Annotated in this window: 16 protein-coding genes; 12 read left to right on the top strand and 4 right to left on the bottom strand. The window is 62.6% G+C overall.

What is annotated here, in order from left to right; all coding sequences use genetic code 11:
• Window positions 1-180: 180 nt before the first annotated feature.
• From SA190iCDA_RS20625 to SA190iCDA_RS20615, 3 genes are read left to right on the top strand one after another with little or no spacing between them, the layout of a single operon-like run.
• Window positions 181-1,470, top strand: a complete 1,290-nt coding sequence (locus tag SA190iCDA_RS20625) for an NAD(P)/FAD-dependent oxidoreductase (protein ID WP_070887575.1) — start codon at window positions 181-183, stop codon at window positions 1,468-1,470.
• Window positions 1,471-1,484: 14 nt separating this feature from the next.
• On the top strand, window positions 1,485-2,042 hold the full coding sequence (locus SA190iCDA_RS20620) for a helix-turn-helix domain-containing protein (protein ID WP_070887574.1): 558 nt from the start codon (window positions 1,485-1,487) through the stop codon (window positions 2,040-2,042).
• 19 nt (window positions 2,043-2,061) lie between these two features.
• Window positions 2,062-3,402, top strand: coding sequence for a glutamine synthetase family protein (locus tag SA190iCDA_RS20615; RefSeq protein WP_070887573.1), 1,341 nt, complete (start codon window positions 2,062-2,064; stop codon window positions 3,400-3,402).
• A gap of 78 nt (window positions 3,403-3,480) precedes the next feature.
• On the opposite strand, the gene SA190iCDA_RS20610 is transcribed toward SA190iCDA_RS20615, so the two are convergent.
• A complete protein-coding gene (locus tag SA190iCDA_RS20610) occupies window positions 3,481-4,092 on the bottom strand; it encodes a Yip1 family protein (protein WP_083329891.1) in 612 nt (203 codons plus the stop codon).
• Window positions 4,093-4,525: 433 nt separating this feature from the next.
• Here SA190iCDA_RS20610 and SA190iCDA_RS20605 point away from each other — a divergent pair, with 433 nt between their 5' ends.
• The 8 genes from SA190iCDA_RS20605 to SA190iCDA_RS20570 all read left to right on the top strand — a co-directional run bounded on the left by SA190iCDA_RS20605 (window position 4,526) and on the right by SA190iCDA_RS20570 (window position 11,166).
• A complete protein-coding gene (locus tag SA190iCDA_RS20605) occupies window positions 4,526-4,828 on the top strand; it encodes a hypothetical protein (protein ID WP_083329890.1) in 303 nt (100 codons plus the stop codon).
• Complete coding sequence (locus SA190iCDA_RS20600; RefSeq protein ID WP_070887572.1) at window positions 4,828-5,439, top strand: DUF6436 domain-containing protein; 612 nt, start codon at window positions 4,828-4,830, stop codon at window positions 5,437-5,439. Before SA190iCDA_RS20605 ends, SA190iCDA_RS20600 begins: the two co-directional genes overlap by 1 nt.
• Before the next feature lie 452 nt (window positions 5,440-5,891).
• On the top strand, window positions 5,892-6,788 hold the full coding sequence (gene cyoA / locus SA190iCDA_RS20595) for a ubiquinol oxidase subunit II (protein WP_070887571.1): 897 nt from the start codon (window positions 5,892-5,894) through the stop codon (window positions 6,786-6,788).
• A 3-nt stretch (window positions 6,789-6,791) separates the two neighbouring features.
• Window positions 6,792-8,765 carry a cytochrome o ubiquinol oxidase subunit I gene (cyoB, locus tag SA190iCDA_RS20590; protein ID WP_070887570.1) on the top strand — a complete coding sequence of 658 codons (1,974 nt, stop codon included), beginning with the start codon at window positions 6,792-6,794 and terminating at the stop codon, window positions 8,763-8,765.
• Between the two features lie 3 nt (window positions 8,766-8,768).
• The gene (cyoC, locus tag SA190iCDA_RS20585; protein ID WP_070887569.1) at window positions 8,769-9,392 is read left to right on the top strand and encodes a cytochrome o ubiquinol oxidase subunit III; all 624 of its coding nucleotides are present in this window, start codon (window positions 8,769-8,771) and stop codon (window positions 9,390-9,392) included.
• Window positions 9,392-9,724, top strand: a complete 333-nt coding sequence (locus SA190iCDA_RS20580) for a cytochrome o ubiquinol oxidase subunit IV (protein WP_070887568.1) — start codon at window positions 9,392-9,394, stop codon at window positions 9,722-9,724. Before cyoC ends, SA190iCDA_RS20580 begins: the two co-directional genes overlap by 1 nt.
• A gap of 11 nt (window positions 9,725-9,735) precedes the next feature.
• Window positions 9,736-10,680, top strand: a complete 945-nt coding sequence (gene cyoE, locus SA190iCDA_RS20575) for a heme o synthase (RefSeq protein WP_205881611.1) — start codon at window positions 9,736-9,738, stop codon at window positions 10,678-10,680.
• 93 nt (window positions 10,681-10,773) lie between these two features.
• The gene (locus SA190iCDA_RS20570; protein ID WP_070887566.1) at window positions 10,774-11,166 is read left to right on the top strand and encodes a 3-phosphoshikimate 1-carboxyvinyltransferase; all 393 of its coding nucleotides are present in this window, start codon (window positions 10,774-10,776) and stop codon (window positions 11,164-11,166) included.
• Here SA190iCDA_RS20570 and SA190iCDA_RS20565 read toward each other — a convergent pair.
• Window positions 11,153-12,091: a class I SAM-dependent methyltransferase gene (locus SA190iCDA_RS20565; RefSeq protein ID WP_070887565.1), complete on the bottom strand. Its 939-nt coding sequence runs from the start codon at window positions 12,089-12,091 to the stop codon at window positions 11,153-11,155. The genes SA190iCDA_RS20570 and SA190iCDA_RS20565 overlap by 14 nt on opposite strands.
• Window positions 12,092-12,229: 138 nt before the next feature.
• On the bottom strand, window positions 12,230-13,498 hold the full coding sequence (locus tag SA190iCDA_RS20560) for an OprD family porin (RefSeq protein ID WP_070887564.1): 1,269 nt from the start codon (window positions 13,496-13,498) through the stop codon (window positions 12,230-12,232).
• Between the two features lie 531 nt (window positions 13,499-14,029).
• Here SA190iCDA_RS20560 and SA190iCDA_RS20555 point away from each other — a divergent pair.
• On the top strand, window positions 14,030-14,386 hold the full coding sequence (locus SA190iCDA_RS20555; RefSeq protein ID WP_070887563.1) for a 5-carboxymethyl-2-hydroxymuconate Delta-isomerase: 357 nt from the start codon (window positions 14,030-14,032) through the stop codon (window positions 14,384-14,386).
• Between the two features lie 34 nt (window positions 14,387-14,420).
• Here the strand turns inward: SA190iCDA_RS20555 and gcvT are convergent, their stop codons facing one another.
• The gene (gene gcvT, locus SA190iCDA_RS20550; protein WP_070887562.1) at window positions 14,421-15,542 is read right to left on the bottom strand and encodes a glycine cleavage system aminomethyltransferase GcvT; all 1,122 of its coding nucleotides are present in this window, start codon (window positions 15,540-15,542) and stop codon (window positions 14,421-14,423) included.
• Window positions 15,543-15,630: the final 88 nt, after the last annotated feature.

Genomic DNA, 15,630 nt, shown 5'->3' with positions numbered 1-15,630 from the left:
CTCCAGATAGACGACCCGCTTTCTGGCCGATAGCGGTCAGGGAGCCGTCAGGGCTTCGATTGTTGTCGCTCTTCGACCGGCTTGCCGGCAAACGGTTCGCCACGGCGAACAGATCCTGCTTGGAGGGATGAAAATATTCGTGTATTTTTTCATGAAATAATCATCTGATAATTTCATCGCATGTTCATGCAAGCCTCCGGGCACCTCGCCACCTACTATGCAGGCTGCTACCCAGGCCCCATCCCCGAGCGTGCTTGTCTGGATGATGACCTCGACTGCGATGTGGTGATCGTCGGCGCCGGCTTCAGCGGCCTGCATTGTGCGCTGCGCCTGGCCGGAGCCGGCAAGCGTGTGGTGGTGCTGGAGGCCAGCCGCGTGGCCTGGGCGGCTTCGGGGCGCAATGGCGGGCAGGCGCTGCTGGGCTGGTCGTGCGATATGTCGCCACTGGAAAAAGCCCTTGGCCTGCAGGGCGCCCGCCAGCTTTGGGACAGCATGTGCTGGGCCGCCGACGAGTTGCGCGAGTTGCCGGCGCGCCATGGCTTCGAGGTCGATTACCGCGTCGGCAGCTTGTGGACGGCGGTGCTGCCGCGCCGCGTCGCCCAGTTGCGCGAGGCGCAGCACCAGGCGCTGCACAGGTGGGGCTACCGCGACCTGCGGCTGGTGGAGGGCGCGGAGCTGCGCGCGTGGATCGACAGCCCGCGTTACCAGGCGGCGCTGCATGATGCCCGCGGCGCCCACCTGAATCCGCTCAAGCTGGCCCAGGGGCTGGCCGCAGCCGTCGAGCAGCATGGCGGCCGTATCTTCGAACAGACCCGCGCCCTGGCCTACGAAACCCTGCCGGACGGCTATCGGGTGCGCACGCCCCGGGGCGAAGTGCGCGCCGGCGTGCTGATACTGGCCTGCAATGCCTACCTCGATACGCTGGATCCATCACTGTCGCAACGGGTGCTGCCGGTGGGCTCCTACCAGATAGCCACCGCGGTGCTCGACCCACAGCTGGCGCGCTCGCTGCTGCCCCATGACAGTTGCGTGATAGACAACCAGTTCGTGCCCGACTATTTCCGCCTGACCCCGGACAACCGCCTGCTGTTCGGTGGCGGCTGCACCTATCTCGGCGGTTTGCCCGAGGACGTGCCGGCGGCGACACGGCCCTATCTGGAGCGGGTATTTCCCCAGCTCAAGGGCGTCGCCATCGATTACGGCTGGGGCGGGCATATCGACGTCACCATGAAGCGCACCCCGGATGTCGGTCGTCAGGGGCAGCGTTACTGGTTGCAGGGGTTTTCCGGGCACGGCGTACTGCCGACCCTGGCCGCGGCGCGGGCAGTGACCGACGCGATTCTCGGCGATGAACAGCTGCTGGCGCTGTATCAGCGCATCGGCAATCCGCGTTTTCCGGGCGGCGCCTGGCTGGCGGCGCCGCTGGAGGCGGCGGGCAAGGCCTGGTATCGGCTGCGTGACTATTTATGAGGGATTCCACCGGCATGGACATGCAGGAAGAAATCGAAGGCCTGGCGATCCTGATCCGCGACCTGCGCAAGCACAAGAGTCTCACGCTCGGCGAGCTGGCTGCGCGCATTGGCCGTTCGGTGGGTTTCCTGTCCCAGGTCGAGCGCGGCCTGTCCAAGCCGACCGTCGCGGACCTGACCGCCATCAGCGAAACCCTGGGCGTGTCGACCACCTATTTCTACAGCCTGGAAAAGCCCCGGGCCTTGCCGTGGGTCACCCGCCCGGGCGAACGTCGCACCCTCTATTACGCCGGCGGCATCACCGATGTGCTGGCCTCACCGACCATGTCGGCCGGCTTCTCCATGCTGGAAAGCCACCTGGCCCCCGGCGCGACCAGTGGCGAGGGGCACCTGGACGACAGCTCCGAGCAGGGCGGCTTCGTGCTCGAGGGCCAGCTGAGCATCTGGCTGGATGACCAGCCGGAGCCGGTGACGCTTGGCCCCAACGACAGCTTCCAGTTGCCGCCGCACAGCCAGTTTCGCTACGCCAACCTTACCGACCAGCCCGCACGGGTACTCTGGGTGTTCCGCTAGGCGGGCACAGGAATCGCATATGACCTTCACAAGCCTGTCCGACGAAGTTCGCGCCTTTCGCGCCGCTCACCCCGAGGTGCGTTATGTCGACCTGATCTGTCTGGACATTCCCGGGCACTTCTACGGCAAGCGTTACCCCATCGACATGCTGGAAAAAGTCGCCGCCGGCAGCCTGCTCAAGTTGCCGCAGAACTGCGTGCTGCTCGGCGCCCAGGGTGGCCTGCACGAGATCGGCGACTACTGCTTCCATGATGGCGACCCGGACGCCACGCGGCGGCTGATCCCCGGTACGCTGAAACCGGTGCGCTGGGAGCAGCAGCCGCTGGGGCAGATGCTCATCAGCTCCGATGGCACCGAGTCACCCATCGAGTTCGAGCCCCGGGAAGTGCTGGCCCGGGTGCTGGCGCGCCTGGCCGCCAAGGGCATGCATCCGGTGGTGGCCTTCGAACTGGAGTTCTACCTGTTCGACCGGGCCTTGAAGGAGGGCATGCCGCAATACCCGCGTGACCCGCTGTGCGGCGATGAGGACGACCAGCCCAACCTGCATATCGAGCGCCTGTCGCGCTTCTCCCCGGTGCTGCACGAGATCGTCGAGGTGGCCAACGAGCAGGGCATCGACGCCAACGTGATCACCGCGGAGATCGGCCCCGGGCAGTTCGAGATCAATTTCGGCCACTGCGAAGAGGGATTGCAGGCCGCTGACTGGGCGGCGCTGTTCACCCGGCTGACCCGCGGCGTAGCGCTCAAGCACGGTCATCGCGCCAGTTTCATGAGCAAGCCGTACCTGGATGCGCCGGGCAGCGGCATGCATGTACACGTCAGCCTGTACGACGGGCAGGGCAACAACCTGCTGGCGCCTGACCACGGCCGGCCGCTGCGCCACGCGGTGGCCGGTTGCCTGGCCTGGCTGCCGCACTGTATGCCGATCTTCGCGCCGCATCACAATGCCTATCGCCGCTACGGCTCGCGGGTAAACGCCGCCAGCCGCGCCAGTTGGGGCTTCGAGGATCGCGATGCCTGCGTGCGGATTCCCGACTCCGATGCGCGCAACCTGCGTATCGAACACCGCCTGGCCGGCGCCGATGCCAACCCCTACCTGGTGTTGGCGGCGATTCTGGCGGCCATGGAGCACGGTCTGGAGCAGCGCGCCGAACCCATCGCGCCGCTGAACGAGAATCGCCAGAGTGGCATTGACTTTCCCATGGACATGCTCGCTGCGGTGGCGCAGATGCGCCGTCACCCGGCGGTCAATGCCGGGTTGGGCGAAGAGTTCGTGATGGTCTACTGCGAAAACAAGCGCCAGGATCACCTGGCGTTCATGGACCATATCGACGCCCGTGAGTACCGCTGGTTCCTTTGAAGCAGCTGCAAGCCTCAAGTTTGAAGCGCTCTGCGGCGCTCTTGCTTGCAGCTTGGGGCTTGCAGCTTGTAGCTGCTTCTAGCGGAACAGCGACCAGCTCACCGCGTAGTCGTTGAACCCCAGGCCCCACAGGGCCACGGTCAGGGCCAGCAGCAGCTCCAGCACCAGCACGCCGATGGCCAGGGTGCCGCCGGAGATGGTCAGGCCCTCGTTGACCGGGATACGCAGGAACGCCGGCATGCCCACGTAGAGCAGACGCGCGCTGTAGGCCAGCGCAACGATGCCGACCGCCAGCAGCAACCAGGCCTTCGGGTAGAGCAGGGCGATACCGGCGATAAACAGCGGCGTGGCCACGTAGCCTGCGAAGATGATGCAGCGGCGACGGGTCGGGCGGCTGGCGAAGGAGTCGGACATCCAGTGGATGACGTTACCCATGATCGCCACGCCGATCAGCATCAGGATGTAGAAGACGATACCCAGCGCCGCCGCCGTGGGCACCGCCACCTTGTAGGCTTCGCCGCCCAGGTGCCAACCGATCTGGGTGGTACCGATGAATGCGCTGACGACGGGGATCAGTGCCATCAGCAGCACGTGGCGGGCGTAAAGGTGGGTGATGCTTTCCTTTTCCCGGTCGATGTTGCGCCACTCGCGGCCCGGATTGGCCAGCAGTCCCCAAATGTGATTGATCATGACTCTTCTCCTCTGACTCCAGCATCGTGCCGGCATGAGATACCCGAGAGCTGATCAGCCTGGATTGTGCGGCAGGTGCCATTCAATTCAGCCCTCACAGGTATGAGTGAAGTTCACCGCAATAGGTTTGACTAGAAATTCACCACCCCTGCCGTGCGCAGCCGATCCATTGCCATGGATGCCCGGTCGCACGCCACGGCTGACGGGATGCCGCAGCGGTCGGGCACAAGCCGCAACGGCTCGTAACCGGTTATGTCGAGCAGGCCCTGCAAGGCGCCGTACCACGCCGCGCGAAGCCCAGCGGCCGCAGGGCTTGGCGGGCCGGAGGGGGAGGGGAGGGCGTATTTCCCTATATTTTATGTGTGCTCTTTGGCCCCTGCCTTGGGCAGGGCAAAGGTGCTATGTTGCGCACCCTCTCAGGCAGGGCCAGAACATGAGCGACGACAACGCACGTAATCGATCCCCCGAGCAGCCGGACAGCGGCAAGCGCGGCGGTTGCCTGTGGCTGACCCTGCTGGGGCTCGGCTTCATCGTGTTGGTATTCGGCATCATCATCTATGCCATTACCCGTGAGCAGACCGCCGACGTGCAGGCCAACGAGCAGCGCGCCATCCAGGCCTGCTGGGTCAAGGCCAATGACCCGTCGGCCACGCCCACCTCGCGGGCCTTCGCCACCGACAGCTGCAAGGAGATGGAGAAGCAGTTCCGCATCAAGTACGGGCGGGATCCCCAGTGATGGGCCAGGAACAGGCCGCGCCGTCCAAGCGCTTTCTGCTGATCCTGTGCCTGCTGGCGCTGGTCATCGTGGTGGCCATGGCCGCCTGGGCGTGGAGCCGCTTCGGGGTGTCGTACCTGCGCCCCTTCGGTGACCAGGAGCAGCAGGCGGTGTTCTTCCAGGGCGGTGGTCTCAAGCTGCCCGCCGAGCTGGCCGGGCCGGGCAAGATTCGCGTGGTGCATTTCTGGGACCCGCAGTGCCCATGCCACAAGGAAACCGACGCCCACCTCAATTACCTGATCGGCCTCTACCGGTTCTCCGGGGTCGAGTTCTACAGCGTGCAGAAGCCGGGCAGCACCGGCGAGATGCTGCCATTCTTGCGCGGCAAGCTGACGCCTCTGGAAGCGCTCGAAGGCATGGAGTCGATTCCCGCCAGCCCGGCCATCGCCATCTGGGATCAGCAGGGTAACCTGGCCTATGCCGGCCCCTACAGCGAAGGGCTGGTGTGCAACTCCTCGAACAGTTTCGTCGAGCCGATTCTCGACGCGTTGTCGGCCAATCGCAGTGTCTCGGCGGCCAATACCATGGCGGTGGGTTGCTACTGCGACTGGCAGGCGAAAGAGGGTTCCTGATTTACCGCGGTAACCCATGAGTTCCTTGTGGTTGTGGCTGTGCGACATATTGCCGCGCAACTGCGCGGATATGAGCCACTATTATGAGCTGCAACTCTCCCGGTGATGCGTGCTTGGTTCGTGAGCGGTCTTCCGCTCTCGCGCTACAGGTGCGGTCATGTGGGGCTTTGCGAGTAAAGCGAGCTGTTGCCAGCTGCCCGATAGCGGCTGGTTTGGCAGGGTCGGGGCAGGCCGGGGCGAGCAATACACCCCGACTATTTGTAGGCCCATCGTCGTTATGCGGTTGGTTTTTTTGGCTGCGTAACCGAAAATGTCGCCCCCTCCGTTTAGTAGTTTCGAAGCTGAAACGATTTCGGTGCCTCGGCGCATCGTTTTCCTGGCATGCCCGGTGGCATTGGGCGTCAGGCTGAACAGAACGCTATGTGGGATATCACTTTGCTGAAGGTCGTGAAATGAGAGAAGAGAAGTACCACCGCTTGTTCCGCACGCTTCTGACGATTGTCGTGGCCGTCTCCCTGAGTGGCTGCGACTGGGCTCTTTTCGATTCGAAAGGGCAAATCGGCATCGAGCAGCGCAACCTGATCATTACCGCCACTCTGCTGATGCTGATCGTGGTGGTACCCGTCATTTTCATGACCATTCTGTTCGCCTGGCGCTATCGCGCTTCGAACAAGGACGCGACCTACGCGCCTGAGTGGGCTCACTCGCACAAGATCGAGGCCATCGTCTGGGGCGTTCCGTGCGTGATCATCATCGTGCTGGCGGTGATCACCTGGAAGACCACTCACTCGCTCGATCCTTACCGGCCCATCGAGCACGAGAACAAGCCGCTGACCGTCGAAGTGGTCTCCCTGGACTGGAAATGGCTGTTCATCTATCCCGAGCAGGGCATCGCTTCGGTCAATGAGCTGTACATTCCGGACAATACGCCGATCAGCTTCCAGATCACTTCGCAGACCGTGATGAACACCTTCTTCATCCCGCAGCTCGGCGGCATGGTCTACGCCATGGGTGGCATGCGCACCCAGCTGCACCTGATTGCCAACGAGCCGGGCGAGTTCTTCGGCCTGTCGGGCAACTACAGCGGTCACGGTTTCACCGGCATGAAATTCGCCGTCCATGCCACCAGCAACGAAGAGTTCGAGCAGTGGGTGGCCAAGGCCAAGCAATCGCCGAACACGCTGGACTTCAATGGCAGCTACCAGATGCTGGCCAAGGCGAGTGAAAACAACCCAGTCGAGTACTTCAATGCTCAGCCAGGTCTGTTCCGGCAGATCCTCGGCCAGTACATCGATTACAAGAGCAACCCTGTGAGCGAAGCCGCGCACGCTTCAGGTGCGGAGGAATAAACGATGTTCGGAAAGCTGACACTAGATGCAATACCCCTGCACGAGCCCATCCTTGTAGTCACCATGATCGCGGTGGCTCTGGGTGGTATCGGGCTGGTCGCCGCCCTGACCTATTTCAAGAAGTGGGGCTACCTGTGGACCGAGTGGCTGACCTCGGTCGATCACAAGAAAATCGGCGTGATGTACATTCTCGTCGCCCTGGTCATGCTGCTGCGTGGCTTCGCTGACGCCATCATGATGCGTACCCAGCAGGCACTCGCCCACGGCGGTGCCGAGGGCTACCTGCCGCCGCACCACTACGATCAGATCTTCACCGCTCACGGTACGATCATGATCTTCTTCGTGGCCATGCCGCTGGTGGTCGGTCTGATGAACATCGTCACGCCGCTGCAGATCGGTGCGCGCGACGTTGCCTTCCCGTTCCTCAACTCGCTGAGCTTCTGGCTGTTCGTGGTCGGCGTACTGCTGACCAACGTGTCGCTGTTCGTCGGTGAGTTCGCCATGACCGGCTGGGTCGCGTATCCGCCCTTGTCGGGGATCGAATACAGTCCGGGGGTCGGGGTCGACTACTACATATGGGCGCTGCAGATATCCGGTATCGGTACGCTGCTCACCGGTGTCAACTTCTTCGTGACCATCATCAAGATGCGTGCCCCTGGCATGACCCTGATGAAAATGCCGATCTTCACCTGGACCATCCTGTGCACCAGCGTGATCATCTGCGGCGCGTTCCCGATCCTGACTGCCGTGCTCGGCATGCTGACCCTGGACCGCTACCTGGATTTCCACTTCTTCACCAACGAAGCCGGTGGCAACCCGATGATGTACGTCAACCTCCTGTGGGCCTGGGGCCACCCTGAGGTGTACATCCTGATCCTGCCGGCCTTCGGTGTGTTCTCCGAAGTCACCGCGGTATTCGCCCGCAAGCGTCTGTTCGGTTACGCCTCGATGGTCTGGGCCACCGTGGCGATCACCGTACTGTCGTTCGTGGTCTGGCTGCACCACTTCTTCACCATGGGCTCTGGCGCCAGCGTCAACGCCTTCTTCGGTATCGCGACGATGATCATCGCCATTCCGACCGGTGTGAAGATCTTCACCTGGCTGTTCACCATGTACCGCGGTCGTCTGGAGTTCACGTCGCCGATCCTGTGGACCCTGGGCTTCATCATCACCTTCTCCATCGGTGGCATGACCGGCGTACTGCTGGCCGTTCCGGGTGCTGACTTCCTGCTGCACAACAGCCTGTTCCTGATCGCCCACTTCCACAACGTGATCATCGGCGGTGCGGTATTCGGCTACATGGCCGGTATCACCTACTGGTTCCCGAAAGCCTTCGGCTTCCGCCTGCACGAAGGTTGGGGCAAGGCGTCCTTCTGGTTCTGGATCATCGGCTTCTACCTGGCGTTCATGCCGCTGTACATCCTGGGCTTCATGGGCATGACCCGTCGTCTCAACCAGGTCACCAACCCGGAATGGGTGCCATGGACCTACGTTGCGGTGTGCGGTGCGGCGCTGATCGGTCTGGGGATCCTGTGCACCCTGATCCAGTTCGCGGTATCGATCATCAAGCGCAAGGAACTGGCCGACGTGACCGGCGACCCATGGGATGCTCGCACCCTGGAATGGTCGACCTCCTCGCCACCGCCGTTCTACAACTTCGCGGTTACTCCGCATGCTGATCGCATCGACGAGTTCCACGAGCAGAAGCGTGACGGCCTCAAGCCGGCGCCAACCAAGTACGCGCCGATTCACATGCCGAAGAACACCGGTGTTGGCCTGATCATGTCCGTTGGCGCTCTGGCCTTCGGTTTCGCCCTGGTCTGGCACATCTGGTGGCTGGCTGCGGTGAGCTTCGTCGGTACGTTCGTGGTTCTGATCCGTAACAGCTACAACACGGATGTCGACTACTACGTGCAGCCCGACGAGATCGAGCGCATCGAAAAGGCACACATTCAAGCAAAGGCTAATCAGGCGTAAACCATGTCCAGTGAAGTTTTGAGCAACCACGCCGCTCATGACGATGATCATGAGCACGAGCATCACCACGACGCGGGTGAAATGAAGGTCTTCGGGTTCTGGATTTACCTGATGACCGACTGCATCCTGTTCGCGAGTATCTTCGCAGGCTACGCGGTGCTCAGCACCGCGTACGCCGGCGGTCCTACTCCGAAGGATCTGATCGACCTGAAGCTGGTTCTGGTCGAGACGTTCGCCCTGCTGTTCTCCAGTATCACCTACGGCATGGCCATGCTGGCCATGTACCGCGGCGACAAGGGCAAAGTGCTGTCCTGGCTTGCCGCCACCTTCCTGTTCGGCCTGGTGTTCATCTCGATCGAGCTGTACGAGTTCCACCACCTGATCCACGAAGGTGCCGCACCGCAGGTCAGCGCCTACTGGTCCGCGTTCTTCACCCTGGTCGGCACCCACGGTCTGCACGTCAGTGCCGGCCTGGTGTGGATGGCCGTGATGATGCACCAGGTCGCCAGCCGTGGCCTGACTCCGGCCACCCAGACTCGCCTGAGTTGTCTGAGCCTGTTCTGGCACTTCCTCGACGTGGTCTGGATCTGCGTGTTTACCGTTGTTTACCTGATGGGGGCTCTGTAATGGCTCATGATCACCACTCTGTTGCTGGCGCGAGCCACGGCAGCACCAAGGATTACGTCGTCGGCTTCGTGCTGTCGGTGATCCTCACCGTGATCCCGTTCGCGATCGTGATGAACCCCGTCATGTCGAAAGCGGCCACGCTGTTCACCATCGTCGCGTTCGCGGTCGTGCAGATCTACGTGCACCTGGTGTACTTCCTGCACATGAACACTTCGTCCGAGCAGCGTTGGAACACGGTTGCCTTCGTGTTCACCATCCTGATCACCATCATTGTCGTAGCGCTCTCTATCTGGATCATCTGGAGCATGCACTACTACATGATGGCCAACTAAAAGAGAGCAGCCTGATGTTCAAGCAATACCTGCTCCTGACCAAGCCGGGCATCGTCTTCGGGAACATGATTTCCGTGGCCGGTGGCTTCTTCCTGGCTTCGAAGGGGGATATCGACCTGATGCTGTTCCTGGCAACAGCACTCGGCGTCGCTCTGGTGATTGCTTCCGGTTGCGTGTTCAACAACTACATCGATAGGGACATCGATGAAAAGATGGAGCGGACCAAGAACAGGGTGCTGGTAAAAGGCCTGGTTCCGCCGACTCATGCCATCGTTTACGCCTGCGTCCTCGGGATCGCAGGCGTTGCCTTGCTCTATAAAGCCACGAATCTGCTTGCAGTCGCCTTGGTCCTGATGGGCTTCGTCGTCTACGTCGGGCTGTACAGCCTGTATCTCAAGCGTAATTCGGTTTATGGAACCCTGGTTGGCAGTCTGTCGGGCGCCGCTCCGCCTGTTGTGGGCTATTGCGCTGTAAGCAACGAGTTCGACATGGGGGCAGCGATTCTGCTGCTGATCTTCAGCCTCTGGCAGATGCCCCACTCGTACGCTATCGCCATCTTTCGTTTCAATGACTACCAGGCCGCCAACATTCCGGTGTTGCCGGTGATCAAGGGCGTTCCCGCTGCCAAGCGCAGCATCGTCCTGTACATCGCCGCGTTCCTGGTCGCCACCCTGATGCTCACCATCAGTGGTTACGCGGGCTACAGCTACTTCGTGGTAGCGGCAGTCAGCGGCGCCTACTGGTTGTGGATGGGGGTGTCGGGTTACAAGGCCGTCGATGACAAGGTCTGGGCACGCAAGCTGTTCGTGTTCTCCATCGTCACCATCACCGCCCTGAGCGTGATGATGTCGGTGGACTTCCAGGCCACGCCGAGCCAGATGCTGATGACCTCGGTCAATCACATCTGCGGCGTCGACAACGTCAGTGGCTTCTGTGCGGCATTTGCCTCGCGCTGAGTCTTGACGAGCGAATCGAGCGGGCCCCGTCATCAGCGATGACGGGGCCCGTTTTCGTTGTGGGGGCTGTTAGGCTTTCAGCGATTTGGAGATATGACCGTGAACGAACAAGACGCCTTTATCACCGGCCTCAGGGATCGCCTGCCCGAGGATCTCAAGGATTCCTTCACCGCCGAGCAGCTCGCCGCGCTGAAGGTGGCCTTCGGCGCACGGCAGTGGGGGCGCCACCCGGTGGATTTGCGCGGCACCCTCAAGCTGTGGCACTGGCGCTACTATTTCGTGTTCCTGGCCGGGCGCAACAAACGTGATCTCAGCCGCGCCCAGCAGGAATTGTCGCTGACCGCCAAGGCGCTGGGCGTCAGCCTGTTCCTGATGATTTGCCTGGCGATCGGCCTGCTGTTCCTCTACCTGATCAAGTCGGCGCTGGGCATCAACCTGTTTTCCGGCTTCTCCCTGGGGCTGTGGGACTGGTTCAACCGCGTTTGAACAGCAGGACCTTGAGCCCGCCCTCGGGGCTCACGTCGGGAAACTCCGGCGGATTGTCCAGGCGTCGTTCGAAGCGCAGCTCGGGAGCTTCACTGGCCATGCCGGCGATCAGGAAGTCGCTGCCGACATCCGGGTCGTTGACGCAGGCCAGCACGCAGCCTGCAGGCGCAAGCAGCTCGGGGAGTCTGCGCAGGATCTTGCCGTAGTCGCGAGTCAGCGCGAAGCTGCCTTTCTGGAAGGAGGGCGGGTCGATGATGATCAGGTCGTACGGGCCATGACGCTTGACCTTGCCCCAGGACTTGAACAGCTCGTGGCCAAGGAAACTCACCCGGCTCAGGTCGTGCTCGTTGAGGCGGTGGTTGTCGCGGCCGCGGCTCAGCGCGGCCTTGGCCATGTCCAGGTTGACCACATGCTCGGCACCGCCGGCCAGTGCGGCGACCGAGAAGCCACAGGTGTAGGCGAACAGGTTGAGCACCCGCTGGCCGCCGACATGCTCGCGCACCCAGCGCCGCCCCAGGCGCATGTCGAGAAACAGGCCGGTGTTCTGCTTGCGGCCCAGGTCGAGCAGAAAGCGCAGGCCGTCTTCCTCAATGACCCACTCCTCGGGCAGCTCGCCGACCAGGCAGTGCATCGGGCTGTCGGGCAGGTAGCGCTGCTGCAGCAGCAGGCTGTGGGCGCCGCTGGCTCGCCATTGATCCGACTCGCTCAGTTGCTGCAGCATGACCTGCAGGGCTTGCAACTGATCGGCCTGGGGTTCGCGAAACAGGCATACCAGCACGATGCCCTGCAGCCAGTCGACCGCGATGTGTTCGAGCCCCTCCCAGCAACGCCCACGGCCATGGAACAGGCGACGCGTTTCGGCCGGCCTGGCGTTCAGCGCATCGTTCAGGTGTCGGTGTAGCAGGGCAAGATGGGCGGCATTCATGGGGAGGGCGTGATCGGTCGGCGGGGCGCGGCAGTTTAAACCAGCTCATCGGGGGGAGGGTGGCCGGGCGGCGCATAAAAAAGCCCGTCACGAGGACGGGCCAACTGTGCCACTGGAGTCAGCGATGGGATGGGCGTGTTACAGGATCGACAACGGGTAGTTGAAGATCAGGCGGTTTTCACTGGCGTCCTGGCCGACGTCGCGGCGGACGCTGGAGTTGCGCCAGCGGATGCTCAGGTTCTTGAAGGTGCCGTCCTGCACGGTATAGGCCAGCTCGGATTCGCGTGCCCATTCCTCGGCTTCGCCGCCACCGGCCACACGAATGTTCGAGCCGCTCATGTAGCGGTTCATCAACACCAGGCCGGGGACGCCCAGGCCAGCGAAGTTGTAGTCGTGGCGTACCTGCCAGGAACGTTCTTCAGGGCTGTCGAAGCTGGTGGTGAAACCGTCGTTGACCAGGGTGCCGCCGCTGGCGCCGTCGACGCGCATGAACTTGGTGTCGCCGCCCATGCGCTGGTAGCCCACCAGGAAGGTGTTGTTGCCACGCTTGGCGGACAGGGCGCCCTGGTAGACCTTGTTGTCCAGGTCGCCGGCCTTGGCCGAGCCTTCATCCTTGCCGGTGACGTAGCCGAGGTTGGCGCCCAGTACCCAGTCGCCGACCGGCTGGCTGTGGGTCAGTTGCAGGTAGCTCTGCTGGTAGATGTCTTCCAGGCGGGCGTGCCACAGGCCGACTAGGGTGTTGTTGCCGTTGAACTTGAACTCGCCACCGCCGAAGTTGAAATCGCCACCGGAAATGCCGCTGTAGGACATGTCTTCACGGCTGGCGTCGTTGCGCTGGCTGTTCTTCCAGAACTGACCGCCGAACAGGGTCAGGCCGTCGATTTCCGCAGAGGTGATCTGCGCGCCCTGGAAGGTCTGGGGCAGCGAACGGCCGTCGTCGGCACGCAGGATCGGCAGCACGGCGAACCACTCGCCGACCTTCAGTTCGGTCTTCGAGATCTTGGCCTTGGCGGCCACGGCGGTACGCCCGAAGTCGTCGGGAATGTTGCGATTGGCCGCCGGGCCGTGCTCTGGCAGCAGGCCGCTGTTGCTGGTGTTGGCATTGCCATCCAGCTTGACCGAGTACAGGCCCAGCACGTCGATGCCGAAGCCTACGGTGCCTGCGGTGTAGCCGGAGCGCGCATCGAGAATGAAGCTCTGGGTCCAGCCCTCTGCCTGGCCCTGGCGCTCGCCATTGATGACCGGGTCGGTGCCGTTGAGGTAGTTACGGTTGAAGTAGTAGTTGCGCAGGTTCAGCGACACCTTGGCATCGTCTACGAAGCCTTCGGCATGGGCGGCGAACGGCACGGCCAGGGCCATGGTTCCGGCCCCGATCAGGCCCAGCGAGATGATTTTGCGTGCGGTCATTGTTGTTGTGCTCCCGATTTTTGAACAGCCCGTCCTCTGTCGATCGCTGATCGGCATGCCGTGAGGGCGGTATGGAATGCCCTTTACAGGGCGCAGACCTGCGCGATTACGCAGGACATGCCTCAGGCCCTAGCCATCGGCGAATAAGTGGCGCGCAGGTATCGAGATGAATGCGGCGGATCGGGCGCGGGTGCCCGGAAGACGGTATACGGGTGACGTGAAGACTGGCTTCATGATGGAACCTTTTTTGTTTTTATAAGGCTTTGTTGTCATACAACACTTGCGGCGATTATCGACAGCTCACAATCGGCTTGTCAACGCAAGCCGATGAAAAGATCAACTGAAGTTTCTAGGACGCCCTGTCGATACTTGCAGCCTATGGCCAATGCCTTGCAAATAGAGGCCTTCAGCTTATCGCTTCACGCTTGAGAGGGTTTCTGGAGGGTATCGCGGGCAGGGAATCGATGGGCTCTCGCCACTGGATGAATGTTGTGCGATAACGGATGACAACTCAAAAACAAGAGAAGCCCCATGCCACATTGCCTGATCGAAGGTTCCCGCTCCCTGCTGCAAACCGTGGACGGTAGCCAATTGGTGACGAGGGTACACGCGGCCGCCATGGGCAGCGGATTGTTCAAGGAAGGCGAGGTGAAGGTGCGGCTAAGCCTCTACGAGCACTTCACGGTCGGTGGCAGCGAGGAAGATTTCGTTCATGTGATCTTCTACCTGCTGGCCGGTCGCAGCGACGAGCAGAAGAAGGCGCTGTCCATGGCCATCGTGCGTGCGCTGCTGGAGCGCCTGCCGGCGGTTCAGAGTCTTTCGGTGGACGTGCGTGATATACGCCGCGAGGCATTCAGCAACCGGCGCAGTTGCCTGGACGCCGGCTGAGAACGAGGGGCGATTGGGATGCCGCCCCAAAGGCTTAACCGCGGTAGTAGCGCTGCGCCACGAAGGGCGCCTTGGCGACCTTCATGGCCACGCGCTTGCCGCGCACCAGGGCCCACACTTCGCTATCCACGGCCGTATGGCTGCTCTGCACGTAGCCCATGGCCAGCGGCGCGCCCAGGCTGGGGCCGAAGCCGCCACTGCAGACCTGGCCGATGACTTCGCCCTCGGCGTTGACCAGCTCGGCACCTTCGCGCACCGGCGTGCGCTCCTGGGGCAGCAAACCAACACGTTTGCGGGCGACGCCATCGCGTTGCTGGGCGAAGATCCGCTCGGCGCCCGGAAAGCCGCCCTGGCGGGCACCGTCGGCGCGGCGTGCCTTGGAGATGGCCCACAGCAGGCTGGCTTCGATGGGCGTGGTAGCGGTGCTCATGTCATGGCCGTACAGGCACAGGCCGGCCTCCAGGCGTAGGGAATCGCGGGCGCCCAGGCCGATGGGCTGCACTTCCGGCTCGGCCAGCAGGCTGCGCGCCAGCGCTTCGGCCTGGCTGGCGGGTACCGAGATCTCGAAGCCGTCCTCGCCCGTATAGCCGGAGCGGCTCACGTAGCAGTCGACGCCGAGCAGGCGCACGGCGCGAAACTGCATGAAGGTCATCTTGGCGACTTCCGGCGCCAGGCGAGTCAGCACCTCGACCGCCCTGGGGCCCTGCAGGGCGAGCAGGGCACGCTCGAAGCGCGATTCGATCTGGCACTGATTGGCGATGCGTTGCTGCAGGTGCATCAGGTCCTGATGCTTGCAGGCGGCGTTGACCACCAGGAACAGCGTGTCATCGCCCAGGTTGGCGACCATCAGGTCATCGAGAATGCCGCCATTCTCATCGGTGAACATGGCATAGCGCTGCATACCCACCGGCAGGTCGACGATATCCACCGGCACCAGGCTTTCCAGCGCCGTGGCGGCGCCGGCGCCACGCAGGACGATCTGGCCCATGTGAGAGACATCGAACAGGCCCGCGGCTTCACGGGTATGCAGGTGTTCCTTCATCACGCCGAGCGGGTACTGCACCGGCATTTCGTAGCCGGCGAACGGCACCATGCGTGCACCGAGTTCCAGGTGCAGGGCATGAAGGGGCGTTTTCGCCAGTATTTCAGAGCTCATTGCGCTCTCCTGTATAGGTCGTGAGCGGCCCGCAACAGCGTGCGGGCTATAGAGGGAGGGGCTGCCGACGCGTTCGGCAGCCCAGGCG

Origin of the sequence: Pseudomonas argentinensis, from assembly GCF_001839655.2 — a bacterium.
Classification (GTDB): domain Bacteria; phylum Pseudomonadota; class Gammaproteobacteria; order Pseudomonadales; family Pseudomonadaceae; genus Aquipseudomonas; species Aquipseudomonas argentinensis_B.
Note: the sequence above shows the minus strand (reverse complement) of the source record. Positions and strands in the feature narration are given on the sequence as shown.

Bases quoted from the DNA above. Each gene is read 5' to 3' on its own strand.
- SA190iCDA_RS20610 (WP_083329891.1), bottom strand. From the start codon at position 4,092: ATGATCAATCACATTTGGGGACTGCTGGCCAATCCGGGCCGCGAGTGG.
- SA190iCDA_RS20620 (WP_070887574.1), top strand. From the start codon at position 1,485: ATGGACATGCAGGAAGAAATCGAAGGCCTGGCGATCCTGATCCGCGAC.
- cyoA (WP_070887571.1), top strand. From the start codon at position 5,892: ATGAGAGAAGAGAAGTACCACCGCTTGTTCCGCACGCTTCTGACGATT.
- gcvT (WP_070887562.1), bottom strand. From the start codon at position 15,542: ATGAGCTCTGAAATACTGGCGAAAACGCCCCTTCATGCCCTGCACCTG.
- cyoC (WP_070887569.1), top strand. From the start codon at position 8,769: ATGTCCAGTGAAGTTTTGAGCAACCACGCCGCTCATGACGATGATCAT.
- SA190iCDA_RS20565 (WP_070887565.1), bottom strand. From the start codon at position 12,091: ATGAATGCCGCCCATCTTGCCCTGCTACACCGACACCTGAACGATGCG.
- cyoB (WP_070887570.1), top strand. From the start codon at position 6,792: ATGTTCGGAAAGCTGACACTAGATGCAATACCCCTGCACGAGCCCATC.
- SA190iCDA_RS20615 (WP_070887573.1), top strand. From the start codon at position 2,062: ATGACCTTCACAAGCCTGTCCGACGAAGTTCGCGCCTTTCGCGCCGCT.
- SA190iCDA_RS20625 (WP_070887575.1), top strand. From the start codon at position 181: ATGTTCATGCAAGCCTCCGGGCACCTCGCCACCTACTATGCAGGCTGC.
- SA190iCDA_RS20560 (WP_070887564.1), bottom strand. From the start codon at position 13,498: ATGACCGCACGCAAAATCATCTCGCTGGGCCTGATCGGGGCCGGAACC.
- SA190iCDA_RS20570 (WP_070887566.1), top strand. From the start codon at position 10,774: ATGACCGTGAACGAACAAGACGCCTTTATCACCGGCCTCAGGGATCGC.
- SA190iCDA_RS20600 (WP_070887572.1), top strand. From the start codon at position 4,828: ATGGGCCAGGAACAGGCCGCGCCGTCCAAGCGCTTTCTGCTGATCCTG.
- SA190iCDA_RS20555 (WP_070887563.1), top strand. From the start codon at position 14,030: ATGCCACATTGCCTGATCGAAGGTTCCCGCTCCCTGCTGCAAACCGTG.
- SA190iCDA_RS20580 (WP_070887568.1), top strand. From the start codon at position 9,392: ATGGCTCATGATCACCACTCTGTTGCTGGCGCGAGCCACGGCAGCACC.
- SA190iCDA_RS20605 (WP_083329890.1), top strand. From the start codon at position 4,526: ATGAGCGACGACAACGCACGTAATCGATCCCCCGAGCAGCCGGACAGC.